Genomic DNA, 12,867 nt, shown 5'->3' on the forward strand with positions numbered 1-12,867 from the left:
TTCTATTGTTGTGGTTTGTATAAGGTTCATAGTATAATTCATTATAGTTTAATTAGGAGTGGAAAAGATGAACCGAGAAGCACGTTTAAAAAGACAAGAGAATATACGAAATTTCTCTATTATTGCACATATTGACCACGGGAAATCAACGCTTGCTGACCGTATTTTAGAGCAAACGAAATCATTAACATCTCGTGAAATGAAAGCACAGCTACTCGACTCAATGGATTTAGAGCGTGAGCGAGGCATTACGATTAAATTAAATGCAGTCCAATTAAAGTATGAAGCTAAAGATGGCGAAGTGTATATATTCCATTTAATCGACACACCAGGACACGTCGATTTCACATATGAAGTATCACGTAGTTTAGCTGCTTGTGAGGGTGCAATTTTAGTTGTCGATGCAGCACAAGGTATTGAAGCACAAACACTAGCAAATGTATACTTAGCGCTTGATAACGACCTAGAAATTTTACCTGTTATCAATAAAATTGATTTACCAGCAGCAGATCCAGAACGTGTACGTCAAGAAGTTGAAGACGTAATCGGGTTAGATGCTTCTGAAGCGGTTTTAGCTTCTGCTAAAGCCGGTATTGGGATTGAAGATATTTTAGAACAAATTGTAGAGAAGGTACCTGCACCAACTGGTGACCCAGATGCACCGTTACAAGCACTTATTTTTGACTCTGTTTATGATGCTTATAAAGGTGTTATTATTTCCATTCGAATCATGAATGGTACAGTAAAACCTGGCGATAAAATTCGTATGATGGCTACTGGAGCAGAATTTGAAGTTATTGAAGTTGGTATACACACACCGAAAGTTGTACCACAAGCTGAATTAACAGTCGGTGACGTAGGTTATTTAACAGCGTCTATTAAAAATGTAGGTGATACTCGTGTGGGGGATACAGTTACATTTGCTAATCGCCCAGCAGCTGAGCCATTAGCAGGTTATCGTCGTTTAAATCCAATGGTATACTGCGGATTATATCCAATCGATACAGCGAAATATAATGACTTACGTGAAGCGTTAGAAAAGTTAGAGCTTAATGACTCTGCACTTCAATATGAGCCAGAGACATCACAAGCACTAGGATTTGGTTTCCGCTGTGGATTCTTAGGGCTTTTACACATGGAAATCATTCAAGAGCGTATTGAGCGTGAGTTTAACATTGATCTAATCACAACAGCACCTTCTGTAATTTACAATGTTCAAATGACGGATGGATCTACAGTTAAAGTTGACAACCCTTCATTTATGCCGGATCCTCAAAAAATTGATCATGTGGAAGAACCATATGTAAAAGCTACAATTATGGTACCAAACGATTATGTAGGGGCTGTTATGGAGCTTTGTCAATTAAAGCGCGGTAATTTTATGACAATGGATTATATTGATACAACACGTGTCAGCATTGTTTATGAAATGCCGTTATCAGAAATCGTTTATGATTTCTTTGATTATTTAAAATCAAATACGAAGGGCTATGCTTCATTTGACTATGAACTCATTGGTTATCAGACTTCAAAACTAGTGAAGATGGATATCTTATTAAATGGTGAGCAAGTCGATGCACTAAGCTTTATCGTACACCGTGACTTTGCATACGAGCGCGGTAAAGTCATCGTTGAAAAATTGAAAGAATTAATCCCGCGTCAACAATTTGAAGTGCCAATTCAAGCAGCAGTTGGTCAAAAAATTGTGGCACGCTCAACAATTAAAGCCATGCGTAAAAACGTATTAGCGAAATGTTACGGTGGGGATATTTCTCGTAAACGAAAACTTCTTGATAAACAAAAAGAAGGTAAAAAACGTATGAAACAAGTGGGCTCAGTTGAAGTACCACAAGAAGCATTCATGGCTGTTCTGAAGATGGATGATTCGAAGTAACTCAGTAATGATAAGGGTTTGTGACGTATTTAGTTAATTAAAGTAAGGGCTAAACGGTGGGGTTCCCCACCAATTCCCCACCATAAAAAATACGTTAGCAATTCTTATATATCTTGAGCGAATGAATCAAAGGTGTTAGCAGCATCTCTGGCCATTTTCTCAGTGAGGTGGACATAGCGATTTTCTGTTACGGCAGCTCTGCTATGTCCCAATCTTTTTTGTATAGTTTTAATGGGTGAGCCATTCTCTATTAATGTTGTTGCATGTGTGTGACGTAAAGAATGATAGTTAAAAGTAATGTTTAATTTTTCACTAATTTTTCTAGTATTATATTTGATGACACTTGGCGTACAATGTTCGCCATTTTCTTTTTTACATACATAATCATGTTCTGGAATCTGTTTATAAAACTCACCGTACTTTAAACGATTTTCAAGTTGTCTTTTTTTAGCGCGTCTTAAGATTTCAACAAGAGCATTACCGAATGGAATAGTTCGATAACCAGCTTTTGATTTTGGAGGTCTAGGTTGCCACTGTATTTTTGCGTTATCATCTTTGATGCCAACTAGTTGTTGTTCAACTTCTAAAGTCATTTCCTCGAAATTTATATGTTTCCATTCAATCCCACATACTTCACCTACACGCAATCCACAATGTAAGCGATGTGAAATGGTAAATAAAAAGGGTGATCCTCATTTAAAACACTATTAATACGTCTTAAGTTTTCTTTTGATTGAATTTTTAATTCTTCACGAGTAGGTTTCCTGCTTTTGTCTTTCATCAGCTCTACATAATGCATAGGGTTTTCTTTGATGTATTTGTACGGATATACTGCATGATTTAAAGATTTACTTAAGATTCCGATGATTATGCTTAATGTTTGACGAGCATAGCCTTCACGTGTCTTTAAATTGATAAATTGTTGTAATACATGAGTGGTTAAAGATTTTACTTTATATTTGCCTAGGTGAGGCAAAATGTGATTTTTTATCACACCTTCATAGTTGTAGTACGTATTTGGCTCTAGTTTAAGGTCAACATATTCCTCCATCCAAAAATTTAAAAAATCTTGTAATGTAATTTCTTGCGGTTTAAATACGGTTCCAGCATTTTCGTACTCTAATATCTTTCTCCGTAATATTGCTTCTGCTTTTGTATGGGCTCCTTCAGCTGTTGCTGAATACTCTGGACGAATACGTTTACCATCCACAATTCCCATATCAAAATAGTAGTACCACGTGTTTCCGCGTTTGCGAACTCCGCCTTTCATACCCTTTCTCCTCTCGTATTTTGTTTTTCTGTTATCCTCACATAGTAATCACCACCTTTAATGGGAATGTTTGTTCTTTTTAAGATAAAATTTTTTTACCATCTACTCGTTTTAAAGACAGTAGCTCGATTGGAACTCCATTTTCTTCTATAGCATCATAGATGGTAAAACAACAATAAATATTTTGATCTTCAAATAATTCATCTGGTAACAATAGTTCCACAGCAAATGTATTAGCTTCTATTTCAATTTTGTCAGTAGAAAATAATGTATTCTTTTTTAAAAACGCCGTATTTTCTTCTGGGTGTAATATAGCGTGGCCAAGTTCATGAGCATACGTCAATAGTTGTTTATTGTACGGCAAATTCGCGTTAGATGTATAGATCATTAATTTTGAAAATTTTTGATCCGAAACATCGAAAGGAGTGGCGAAAATGGAACATTACCGAGGCGTGACAGGAGATTTTGACTACTACAGACTAAAGTATGTAAAGCTTATTTATAAAAATGAGCAATTGGTTAAAATCGCAGTAATGAAAAAAGGTATATGTGTTAAATTAATATCCTTTAGATAAGAACAGGTAGCCTTCCACGCTGTGGAGGGCTTTTATATTGGGAATGAAGGTGAAAACAGTGGTAGAAACAATTAATAATTGGTTGCCGATTGTATCAGCATTACTTGCAGGTCTTTTATTCATTTGGCGCATTACAAACAATCTGAATAAAACGCTACTTAGTTTAACTAATGGCATAGAAAGATTGAATCAACATTTAAACGAGGTTGACGAAACCTCAAAAGAATCTGCAAAACGCATCAATAATCATGAAGTGCGAATCGTTGTGTTAGAAAAGGTAGCAGGTATTCAAAAGAACAAAGAGGAGAGTGTGCAGCATGAAGATTAATTGGAAAGTACGTATTCGACACAAACAATTTTGGGTGTCATTAATTGCATTATTACTTGTGCTTACGTATCAAATCGCAGGCATTTTTGGTTATGACATTACTATTTATAATGATCAAATTACGGCTATTTCCGAGACGATTCTGAGTATTTTAGGTTTGTTTGGTATTATTATCGACCCAACAACAAACGGTGTTTCAGATAGCCAGCAAGCAATGAATTATGACGAACCAAAGGATGATGCAAAATGAGTACAAGCGTAACTACTACATGTCGAGACTTATCCGAACTATTACCAGCTGCGCAAACAGCTTGTAGATTACTGTTTCAAGAGTGTTTTAAGGCTAGCATTAAGAACATCTTCATTACTGAAACATACCGCTCACAGGAACGCCAGAATTACCTATATGCGCAAGGTCGAAACACGATCAGGGCAAATTGTTACCTGGACATTAAACAGTAACCATAAATCACGTTTAGCATGGGATATTGCTGTTGGTCCTCCACAATCATTGTATGAAGTGACAACGCTCAATCGAATTGGTGTTATCGCTCGCAAGCTAGGCATTACATGGGGCGGTGATTGGGTAGGTAGTATTGACCGACCTCATTTCGAAGTTAAATCAAATTGGAAAATGCCGAATGGCTATAAGCTAGAAGGACAAGTAATCGTACCAAGTAACATCAAATTGCAAGTTCAATTAATTGTGGAAGACAAAAAGGAGGGAAACAAAGTGACAAATTGGAATCCTGGTTCACCAACAATGAAAACAGAGGCTGAAAACTATATCGGACAGGCAGTAAAGGACGGTATTATTCAAGCTTCACATTTGAAGGATTTACAAAACGGAGCAATGACAACGGACCGTTTAATTGGATTGTATATTACTATTCAGCAAAGACGTAATAAATAAACGAAAGTAAGACCAAGATAGCTTAATTGCCGTCTTGGTCTAATAAATATTAATAAATATTTTTCTAACAAATTAATACCATTTTATGTTTAAATCATAGTACGATGCGCCAAGACTAGGTCTTGTATCTACTACTTCAATATAATTCCAACCGTAAGTTAAATCCTTAGCTAGTATAACATCTCTGTCTGTTCCAATTTGTATAAAGTTCCCGTTTAAAACACTTAATTTGTGAGAGCCTTTACTGTCAAAATTTACAATGAGTCCATCATAACCATCGAAATAAAATTTATAATATTTAATAGGATTATAAGTGTTAGTGTAGGAGTTTCCAGTACCTCCATTCTTTAGTTCATAAGCTTTATCATGAATACTACTGTATGTATTTATAGTAGAAAGGGTTTGAACTTGGCCTTGATTTAAATTTTCTGTTTCAGCAGCTGATACACTACCATTTAATCCACCAAAAAGTCCTAAAGAGATAACAGGTACAAGTAATAATTTTTTCTTCAAAATAAAAACCTCCTAATATTATAAATATATTACAATTTTATGATAACATATATATTTATGTATTTTCAACCAATTATTAGGTTAATGTGAATGGTTAGATATGCTAATCAAGCACTGAAAACGCAGGTGGAAAAATTGTTATTAAGCCTCCAAAATAAAGACCAGGCGCTCACATGAGTGCCTGGCATTTTTCGTTTAATATTCTCTTACTTCAAATGAAGCAATTTTATCATGAACAATATATTCCGTTACTTTTTTATAAGGTGAAATGGTTTTTGAAAATTTGAATGTCGAAGTACCTTGTGCATTGTCAAACCAATTTAAGTAATTGGTTAAAACTGTATTTGTAACATCATATTCTTTTGTTATGCCGTTTACTAATGTGATACTTAGAATTGCATTTGAAAATTCATTGTTTGGTTTCTTAACAATCACTGTACTTGTAGCTGAAATATCTGTGTTTTCTATTGTTGCTGTAATAATTGCTTGACCTTCACGAATAGCTATTATATTTCCATCCTGATCTACAGTAGCAATTGATTCGTCACTAGATGACCAAATTACTTTTGCTGCATCTGGAGTAACTGTAGCCGTTAATTTATCTTGGCTGCCTTCTAAAAGTTCTAGTGTGTTTCTGTCCAATGTGATGGATTCGACATTAGGGACTTCGTTTTCAGCTAATAATTTTCCATCAACATCAATTGAATCTATTCCTAATAGTCCTTTTCCTAGATTTCTTATTTCAACATAATGTTTTCTATCTTTCAATCCAGTTTTTTCATAATTAACAATCTGATAAACAGCAGTAGCTGAATATGAACTATATGTTTCTTTTACACCATCAATATAAATCTCAATATTGTCTGACATTTGAGCTGAATTTACTGAATTAATTCTTAGCTTAGTTCCTGTAAAATTGAATTTTACTATAGCTCCAATTCCTGCAAAGTGGTCAGTCCTAGCATAGAAACTAGGGTGATTTTCTCTGACTGTCCAAGCAGTTCCTAGATATTGTATGTTTAAGTTACTATCATCGTATCTTTTCCAACCAATTTCAGGTTGTAAAAGCCTACTTCCAATTATTGCACTATTTTCAGGCGTATTATTTAAATTAGTTACTCCTTCTTCATAATCAATTACTTCTGCTGCCGATGCACTTTCAACATTAAAGCTAACTAGTACTAGCAGCATTAACGCTAAATAAATCAAACTTTTCTTAAAAAAATTTACCACTTATGTATCCTCCTTTAAATTAACAAGGCTATTATAAATAGCCTATAAAAACAACTTTAACCAATATGATACTTATATACCATAATAAAAATCTTGTTTATTTAATAATAAAATAGCCACTCTAATGAGTGACTAAATTCCTAATAATTGCTTTTTCTTCGCGTCAAATTCTTCCTGAGTGATTAATTCATCCTCTAATAGTTCCTTCAATTCACGAATTTCATCGGCAACATCGTACATGTCCTTTTCCTGTTTAGCTGCAGGTGCAGATGCAGTTTTGGCCATTGTCTTTAAGTTCTCAATACCTGATTTAATTTCAAGCGCAATATGCGCTGGCACATCGTCAATGATAGCTACATTTCCAGTAGATGCACTCCTTACAGAGTAATGTAATTTACAATTATATATATTAAAAACAGTTAAAGCTTTTTTTTATTTACCCTCTTATAAAATAGACTATGTTTAATGTTAATTTTTAGTGGATTTGTAGGCTTTTAAAATGCTCTCAAAGAAGTGTTTTTCCAATCTGATTTGTTCTTTATAAAAGTCTCTATTATTTAGTTCTTCACTAAATTTAACATAATCACTACATTTTGATACTATTAATAGATGTTTATACCAAAATTCTCTACTGTCTTTTGCAAGTAAACTAATAGACATTTTTGTACTATTTTCCAAATCTCCTAATAACCTGATATGTTTATCTATATCATTAATTAAAGTAGCTTTCTGAAATTCAACATTTTCCAAAGATTGAGAAGCAGTAATTCCTAATATTAATAATTCAAATTTATAAGATGAATCGTATATGTTTGTATGGCTTTTTTCTATTTTATTAAATTGTTTTTGTATATAATTGCTTGGCTTACTTTGTAAATAACTTAATGAAGCTACACTACCAAATATAGCGGCAAAAGCTATTGAAAGAACATTTAATAAACCTGAAAAGTACATACAACTTACTTGAGCAACTGAATTTCCACAGAACCCGCCTAAATTATTACTTCCCTTACCAATTTCTACATCAATTTGCACCTTTATGAAGGAAACTAACATTGTTAAAACAAGAGTAGTGAAAATTATTTGAAAGTTACTCCACTTAATTTTTATATTAAAAATATACATTTTTTAACTCCTAAAATAGCTCCTTCAAATAATGCTATTCAAATACTATCTCACAATTGTGATTTAATCATTTATTGTATTTCTTTAAGAGCTTTATTCATTTGATTTTCATTTGATTTTACAGCTTCACTTTCTACAGTGTTTTTCATCTCCACATGCAGCAAGTAATAGTGTTGATAATGCTCCAACATAAAATAATTTTTTCATTTAAAAATCCTCCCTCTATATTTCCATTTTAGGAAACTTGATAACAAAAGTACATATAAAAAACAGACAACCTTATTTAGTTATCTGTTAGTCCCAATCCAATATATCGTCAAAGCTTGTAATTTCTAATGTCTTACAAATGGTTTCTAGATGCGCCTTGTTAATTGTGTCTCTGCGATTATTTACTATTTCACTAATAGCTGCTTGGCGAATTCCTGTCATTTCAGCCAATTTCAATTGTGTAAGTCCTCGTTCTTCCATTACTTCTTTTAGTTTGATCCGCACAGTAAACCACCCTCCGCTAATTATTATCATATTCAAAATATATCAGAATATACGTTTATACGCAATGTCGAATAAAATTTTTGTAAAGGTATTGACTATACGAATATGCGTATAATATGATTTATCTAAATAATCGTATATACGAATATTGGTATATAAAGAGGTGAAAAACAAATGGCATTCGAATACCTAGCACAATACACAACATTTAACTCAGTAACAGATATGGATAAGAGTGTGGAGGACCACATTGCATCACACTATTATGATTTAACAGAATCAGAGCGTGCTATCATTTTTGCTTTAGCTAGTCGTTCATTAGCATATCCAGGTACTTGCCACTTAAAAGCTTCAACAATTGCTGCATCATTGGAGATCAGCACAAAGACAGTTTACCGCGCTATTTTAAAATTAGAATCGCTAGGAATCATTAAGAAAGAAACGACAGTAAAAAGCAAAGGTGGACAAGGAGCAAGCATTTATATCATTTTTCCTTACAATGTTCCAGCGGTAATGTCCGAGCGTGAAAACGCTGAAAAGCCTTGTGAGAGTAAGGATGAAGTGCAACAATCAGAAAACCTATCTTTAAACTCTTTTAATCTTTTAAGTTCTAAACAAGCAAATAATATTATGAGTCTTGGAAATGAATTAGCTTTGCAAGCTGAAAAGAAAAAAGAGTACATGAATGAGTACCAGGTAATGCTATTTGATTTCATGAATAGCTTGCCATTAGCGGATAACCTAAAAGATGAATTACATAAATGTGTAATGGCTTCACAAATAGAAAATATAAGTGATTTTGTAAAAGCTAAGAACGTACTATTCAAAATTGCTATGGATATAAAAGAAGGTATACTGACAGTTGCTAGTACATTAAGAGTCGTATTTGTAGGGGCATATAGTAAAGCTGTAGAGCGATTAAGTAGTAAGACGAATAAATCGCTATCTATAGAAGAAACTCAATCTAAAGAACGTCCTGTGCCTTTTTATAACTGGTTAAATGAACGTGATAGCCATCCACAATCAATGAGTAGTAGACCATATAATTTAGAGAACTGGGTAGAATGGTAGATATGAGAAATAGTTATCCAAACGAATGTGGCATAAGGTATTATAAAGCTATAGACGTAGTTTAGTTGGACAAAAGGGTTTAGAGAATAGAAATATAAAAGTGGGGGGATTTTATGAGAAAAGGAAAGCAACCACTAGTTATTGCTATAGCTGCGGTTTCTGGTGGAGGAAAAACGACTATATCGACTCATCTAAACGAAAGATTACAAAATTCTAAAATCCTATTTTTTGATGAATATGATTTTGATGGTCCTGATGACATTATAGATTGGATTGACAACGGAGCTAATTATGATGAGTGGAACTTGGCTCCTCTCATTAGAGATATAGAAGCGTTACTAACTGAACCTTTAGATTACATAGTGCTGGACTTTCCGTTTGCCTATAAACACTTTGAAACGAGTAAATTCATAGATTTTGCTGTGTTTATTGATACTCCTTTGGATATTGCAATGGCACGTCGAGTATCTAGAGATTTTAAGAATAATTCTGTAGAAAATATTTTAATGGATATGGAGAGTTATATTTCACAAGGAAGGCGCGGCTATCTAGAAATGTTAGAAAAAATAAAACCAAATTCTGACCTCATGGTCGATGGAACTTTACTTGTATCCGAAATTGTAAATATTATTTCTCAATATATAGAACATATTGATTAACAGTTATATTTTCTCCTTAGAAAGATTTTACTTAAGATGGTGCATAGTTAAATAATCCAAAAAAGACCACTCCGTGATGGGTGGTCCTAATTTTTTTCCCATCATTTCCCCACCATTCACAGAAAATAAAGCTCGATAAAAGCAAAATATCCATGAATAAAATAAAATAAAAAACTACCGACAAACCCTTATATATCAAAGGATTGTCGGCTATATAGAAATATAAATAGATAAGCTTGAATACAGCATTTCTATAAGAAGCATTCATGGCTGTTCTGAAGATGGATGATTCGAAGTAACGTTGATATAAAAACGTTTATAAGAATTTGAATTGTGTGTAGTATGGTGGAGATTGCCACCGATTTGCCACCGCGCTTTAAAATTGTGCCAGCAATTATAAATCTTTTGCGGTGGAATCAAAAATATCGGCAGCATCTCTTGTCATCTTTTGAGTTAAATGGACATAGCAGTCTTCAGTAGTTGCTGATCTGCTGTGTCCTAATTTTTTTTGGACAGTTTTTATAGGTTGTCCACTTTTAATCAAAATTGTTGCATGTGTATGTCGTAATGAATGGTAGTTGAAATTGATACCTAATTTATTTTTAATTAACTCTATTGTTTGATATTTTATAACAGCAGGAGAGTAATGCTCTCTATTTCCTTTTTTAAATTATTCGAAGTATTCAGAAATAATATTTGGAGAAAAAAATGAAACAACATTTGTCGTTTATGGGGGAAGAACTGGCTGAGCGAAATGGATCATGCTTTGAACTAAATAGCAAAGGACCAGGTGCTCATTGTGAGTACTTGGTTCTTTTTTTATTTGTACTTGTACAAAAAAACAGACAACTGTAATTAGTTATCTGTTTTATAGTCTTTAGTATTTTCAATTACTTCCTTGAATGCTGCTTTAATTTCCTCGATGGTATATCAAGCACTAAGAATTTCTGTGTTGTTTAGTTTGTTCATTTTTGAATCCTCATTTATATTTTATTCTATCTATTGAAATTTGTTAGAAATATCAAAATAGCTGTATTTGTGGGAGCGTAAACAAGGCTGTAGAGTATTCGAGTAATAAGCCTACTTGAATCATCACAAGTGGAGAACGAAGCGCATAGAGAACGTCCAGTGCCTTTCTATAATTGGTTAGATGAAAGAGATGGTCTTCCCCAATTTAATAATAGTAGACAGACCCAATTTGAAAAACTGGCTTAAATGGTAGATTGGTGAAATTATATTAAAGTAAATCATGCCAACATTATTATACAGTCAATGGTAGAATATAGATTGATAGTAAATAATACTAAGATATTATGTTTTCTAAAATAAAGCTATGTAGGAGGAAATAATGAAAAAATTATTTATTGTGTTACTAGCAGCATTGGTATTTGCAGTAGTAAATCCAACAAAATCAGAAGCAAAAGTGATGTATGATGGAGCAGAGGTTGTAAAAGACCAAACCGGTAAAATGACCTTTAAAAAGGACATCAAGGTATACAAGAAAAATCCAGATGGTACGTTTGATTCTTTAGTAGTAAAGCGAAATAACTTCTTTAAAACGTATGATATTGAAAAATATGATGGCAAAACATTCTACCAGATGGGGCAATATCGGGTACAAGCAACGGATTTGGTAGTTTTCAAAGAAGTACCAATAAAAATTCGTTCATCTTTCTATAACAATCCAATTTATATTAACATTAATCGTGATCATCATTACGGATATTATTTCCTTGGAGTTCAACTTACTTTTTTAGATAATGGACAAGTTGACCATTATTATAGTGATGGAGATGAGGGAACATATCGTGACCGGTATCTTAGTACAGATTTTAAAATCGCTGAGACAAAATATAGACAAACAAGTGTACCTTATGAGTTAACAAAAGATGCAGAAGGGAAATACCATCCATTAAAAGAATCTAAAACTACAAAAATTGTGGAAAAGGGAAGCATTGTTTATTCCTGGAGTGATGAAATTAATGGCTATATAAATGTACTCAATAAATTGGAAGGAAATGACCAACAACTTTTTTGGGTTCCGGTGAATGTATTAAAGCCAGTTGATAAGTGATAGTTTAGAATTATATATAGCTTTCTTATTTATTTAATAAGGGGGCTATTTTTTATGGTTGGTTGACTTGCGAATAGGATGTTTATCGATGTCTTGGGCTTAGCTGAATAAAATATATAAAGACCACTCCGTGATGGGTGGTCTTAATGCATTTTTAAAAATTTCTTTTATAGTACATCTTAAGATTTTGCTTAGAACATTATCAAAGGGAAATGCTCGATAACTATCCTTTGATTTTGGAGGTCTAGGTTGCCAGTATATTTTTTTGTTTTCATCTTCGATACCTATTAGTTGCTACTCAATTTCCAATGTCATTTCCTCGAATTTTATTTGTTTCCATTCAAGCCCGCAAACTTCATCTCTCATTTAAAACGCTATTAATACTTCTTAAGTTTTCTTTTGATTGGATTTTTAAATCTTCACGGGTAGGTTTTCTATTGTTATCCTTCATGAGCTCTACATAGGGGTTTTCTTTAATGTATATGTATGAATACACTGCATGATTTAAAGATAAATAAATAAACTGTTGTAAGACATGAGTGGTAAAAGATTTTACTTTATATTTACCTAGATGAGGTAAGATGTGATTATTACCCCTTTATAATTGTAGTACGTATTCGATTCTAGTTTAAGGTCAAAGTCCTGTGTAATGTAATTTCTTGTGGTATAAATACGGCTCCAGTATTTTCGTACATGAATATCTTTCTCCATAATATTGCT

18 protein-coding genes are annotated in these 12,867 nt (G+C 33.2%); 8 read left to right on the forward strand and 10 right to left on the reverse strand.

Going from position 1 to position 12,867, the window contains the following annotated elements:
- Positions 1–67: 67 nt before the first annotated feature.
- Positions 68–1,894 carry a translation elongation factor 4 gene (lepA, locus tag ACFVT8_RS02340; RefSeq protein WP_387082132.1) on the forward strand — a complete coding sequence of 609 codons (1,827 nt, stop codon included), beginning with the start codon at positions 68–70 and terminating at the stop codon, positions 1,892–1,894.
- Positions 1,895–1,998: 104 nt separating this feature from the next.
- On the opposite strand, the gene ACFVT8_RS02345 is transcribed toward lepA, so the two are convergent.
- The 3 genes from ACFVT8_RS02345 to ACFVT8_RS02355 form a co-directional block, all read right to left on the reverse strand.
- Positions 1,999–2,541, reverse strand: coding sequence for a site-specific integrase (locus ACFVT8_RS02345; RefSeq protein WP_387082131.1), 543 nt, complete (start codon positions 2,539–2,541; stop codon positions 1,999–2,001).
- Positions 2,532–3,164 carry a tyrosine-type recombinase/integrase gene (locus ACFVT8_RS02350; protein WP_387082130.1) on the reverse strand — a complete coding sequence of 211 codons (633 nt, stop codon included), beginning with the start codon at positions 3,162–3,164 and terminating at the stop codon, positions 2,532–2,534. Before ACFVT8_RS02350 ends, ACFVT8_RS02345 begins: the two co-directional genes overlap by 10 nt.
- A 79-nt stretch (positions 3,165–3,243) precedes the next feature.
- The gene (locus ACFVT8_RS02355; protein ID WP_387224213.1) at positions 3,244–3,528 is read right to left on the reverse strand and encodes an ImmA/IrrE family metallo-endopeptidase; all 285 of its coding nucleotides are present in this window, start codon (positions 3,526–3,528) and stop codon (positions 3,244–3,246) included.
- A gap of 70 nt (positions 3,529–3,598) precedes the next feature.
- Between ACFVT8_RS02355 and ACFVT8_RS02360 the strand changes: the two genes are divergently transcribed.
- The 4 genes from ACFVT8_RS02360 to ACFVT8_RS02375 all read left to right on the forward strand — a co-directional run bounded on the left by ACFVT8_RS02360 (position 3,599) and on the right by ACFVT8_RS02375 (position 4,980).
- Positions 3,599–3,739: a hypothetical protein gene (locus tag ACFVT8_RS02360; protein ID WP_387082128.1), complete on the forward strand. Its 141-nt coding sequence runs from the start codon at positions 3,599–3,601 to the stop codon at positions 3,737–3,739.
- A gap of 37 nt (positions 3,740–3,776) precedes the next feature.
- Complete coding sequence (locus ACFVT8_RS02365; RefSeq protein ID WP_387082127.1) at positions 3,777–4,067, forward strand: hypothetical protein; 291 nt, start codon at positions 3,777–3,779, stop codon at positions 4,065–4,067.
- Positions 4,057–4,317 (forward strand): phage holin, encoded by a 261-nt coding sequence (locus tag ACFVT8_RS02370; RefSeq protein ID WP_387082126.1) that lies wholly within the window; start codon positions 4,057–4,059, stop codon positions 4,315–4,317. The genes ACFVT8_RS02365 and ACFVT8_RS02370 overlap by 11 nt, the downstream gene beginning before the upstream one ends.
- Before the next feature lie 156 nt (positions 4,318–4,473).
- Positions 4,474–4,980, forward strand: coding sequence for a M15 family metallopeptidase (locus ACFVT8_RS02375; protein WP_387082125.1), 507 nt, complete (start codon positions 4,474–4,476; stop codon positions 4,978–4,980).
- A 72-nt stretch (positions 4,981–5,052) separates the two neighbouring features.
- Here ACFVT8_RS02375 and ACFVT8_RS02380 read toward each other — a convergent pair whose 3' ends face one another.
- The 5 genes from ACFVT8_RS02380 to ACFVT8_RS02400 all read right to left on the reverse strand — a co-directional run bounded on the left by ACFVT8_RS02380 (position 5,053) and on the right by ACFVT8_RS02400 (position 8,343).
- Positions 5,053–5,493: a hypothetical protein gene (locus ACFVT8_RS02380; protein ID WP_387082124.1), complete on the reverse strand. Its 441-nt coding sequence runs from the start codon at positions 5,491–5,493 to the stop codon at positions 5,053–5,055.
- A 195-nt stretch (positions 5,494–5,688) separates the two neighbouring features.
- Positions 5,689–6,726 carry an Ig-like domain-containing protein gene (locus ACFVT8_RS02385; RefSeq protein WP_387082123.1) on the reverse strand — a complete coding sequence of 346 codons (1,038 nt, stop codon included), beginning with the start codon at positions 6,724–6,726 and terminating at the stop codon, positions 5,689–5,691.
- A 132-nt stretch (positions 6,727–6,858) separates the two neighbouring features.
- Positions 6,859–7,065, reverse strand: coding sequence for an SHOCT domain-containing protein (locus ACFVT8_RS02390; protein WP_387082122.1), 207 nt, complete (start codon positions 7,063–7,065; stop codon positions 6,859–6,861).
- 129 nt (positions 7,066–7,194) lie between these two features.
- Positions 7,195–7,851: a hypothetical protein gene (locus ACFVT8_RS02395; RefSeq protein ID WP_387082121.1), complete on the reverse strand. Its 657-nt coding sequence runs from the start codon at positions 7,849–7,851 to the stop codon at positions 7,195–7,197.
- Between the two features lie 294 nt (positions 7,852–8,145).
- The gene (locus ACFVT8_RS02400) at positions 8,146–8,343 is read right to left on the reverse strand and encodes a helix-turn-helix domain-containing protein (protein WP_387082120.1); all 198 of its coding nucleotides are present in this window, start codon (positions 8,341–8,343) and stop codon (positions 8,146–8,148) included.
- 174 nt (positions 8,344–8,517) lie between these two features.
- Here ACFVT8_RS02400 and ACFVT8_RS02405 point away from each other — a divergent pair, with 174 nt between their 5' ends.
- The gene (locus tag ACFVT8_RS02405) at positions 8,518–9,414 is read left to right on the forward strand and encodes a helix-turn-helix domain-containing protein (protein WP_387082119.1); all 897 of its coding nucleotides are present in this window, start codon (positions 8,518–8,520) and stop codon (positions 9,412–9,414) included.
- A 113-nt stretch (positions 9,415–9,527) separates the two neighbouring features.
- Positions 9,528–10,073, forward strand: coding sequence for a nucleoside/nucleotide kinase family protein (locus ACFVT8_RS02410; protein ID WP_387082118.1), 546 nt, complete (start codon positions 9,528–9,530; stop codon positions 10,071–10,073).
- A 394-nt stretch (positions 10,074–10,467) separates the two neighbouring features.
- Here the strand turns inward: ACFVT8_RS02410 and ACFVT8_RS02415 are convergent, their stop codons facing one another.
- Positions 10,468–10,704 (reverse strand): tyrosine-type recombinase/integrase, encoded by a 237-nt coding sequence (locus ACFVT8_RS02415; protein ID WP_387224228.1) that lies wholly within the window; start codon positions 10,702–10,704, stop codon positions 10,468–10,470.
- 717 nt (positions 10,705–11,421) lie between these two features.
- Here ACFVT8_RS02415 and ACFVT8_RS02420 point away from each other — a divergent pair.
- Positions 11,422–12,147 carry a hypothetical protein gene (locus ACFVT8_RS02420; protein WP_387082117.1) on the forward strand — a complete coding sequence of 242 codons (726 nt, stop codon included), beginning with the start codon at positions 11,422–11,424 and terminating at the stop codon, positions 12,145–12,147.
- A 355-nt stretch (positions 12,148–12,502) separates the two neighbouring features.
- Here ACFVT8_RS02420 and ACFVT8_RS02425 read toward each other — a convergent pair whose 3' ends face one another.
- Positions 12,503–12,730 (reverse strand): hypothetical protein, encoded by a 228-nt coding sequence (locus tag ACFVT8_RS02425; RefSeq protein WP_387082549.1) that lies wholly within the window; start codon positions 12,728–12,730, stop codon positions 12,503–12,505.
- Between the last annotated feature and the right edge of the window lie 137 nt (positions 12,731–12,867).

It is taken from the genome of Lysinibacillus sp. NPDC058147 (genome assembly GCF_042884205.1).
In the GTDB taxonomy this organism is placed as follows: Bacteria; Bacillota; Bacilli; order Bacillales_A; family Planococcaceae; genus Lysinibacillus.

Bases quoted from the DNA above. Each gene is read 5' to 3' on its own strand.
- ACFVT8_RS02410 (WP_387082118.1), top strand. From the start codon at position 9,528: ATGAGAAAAGGAAAGCAACCACTAGTTATTGCTATAGCTGCGGTTTCT.
- ACFVT8_RS02395 (WP_387082121.1), bottom strand. From the start codon at position 7,851: ATGTATATTTTTAATATAAAAATTAAGTGGAGTAACTTTCAAATAATT.
- ACFVT8_RS02360 (WP_387082128.1), top strand. From the start codon at position 3,599: ATGGAACATTACCGAGGCGTGACAGGAGATTTTGACTACTACAGACTA.
- ACFVT8_RS02370 (WP_387082126.1), top strand. From the start codon at position 4,057: ATGAAGATTAATTGGAAAGTACGTATTCGACACAAACAATTTTGGGTG.
- ACFVT8_RS02375 (WP_387082125.1), top strand. From the start codon at position 4,474: ATGCGCAAGGTCGAAACACGATCAGGGCAAATTGTTACCTGGACATTA.
- ACFVT8_RS02420 (WP_387082117.1), top strand. From the start codon at position 11,422: ATGAAAAAATTATTTATTGTGTTACTAGCAGCATTGGTATTTGCAGTA.
- lepA (WP_387082132.1), top strand. From the start codon at position 68: ATGAACCGAGAAGCACGTTTAAAAAGACAAGAGAATATACGAAATTTC.
- ACFVT8_RS02350 (WP_387082130.1), bottom strand. From the start codon at position 3,164: ATGAAAGGCGGAGTTCGCAAACGCGGAAACACGTGGTACTACTATTTT.
- ACFVT8_RS02405 (WP_387082119.1), top strand. From the start codon at position 8,518: ATGGCATTCGAATACCTAGCACAATACACAACATTTAACTCAGTAACA.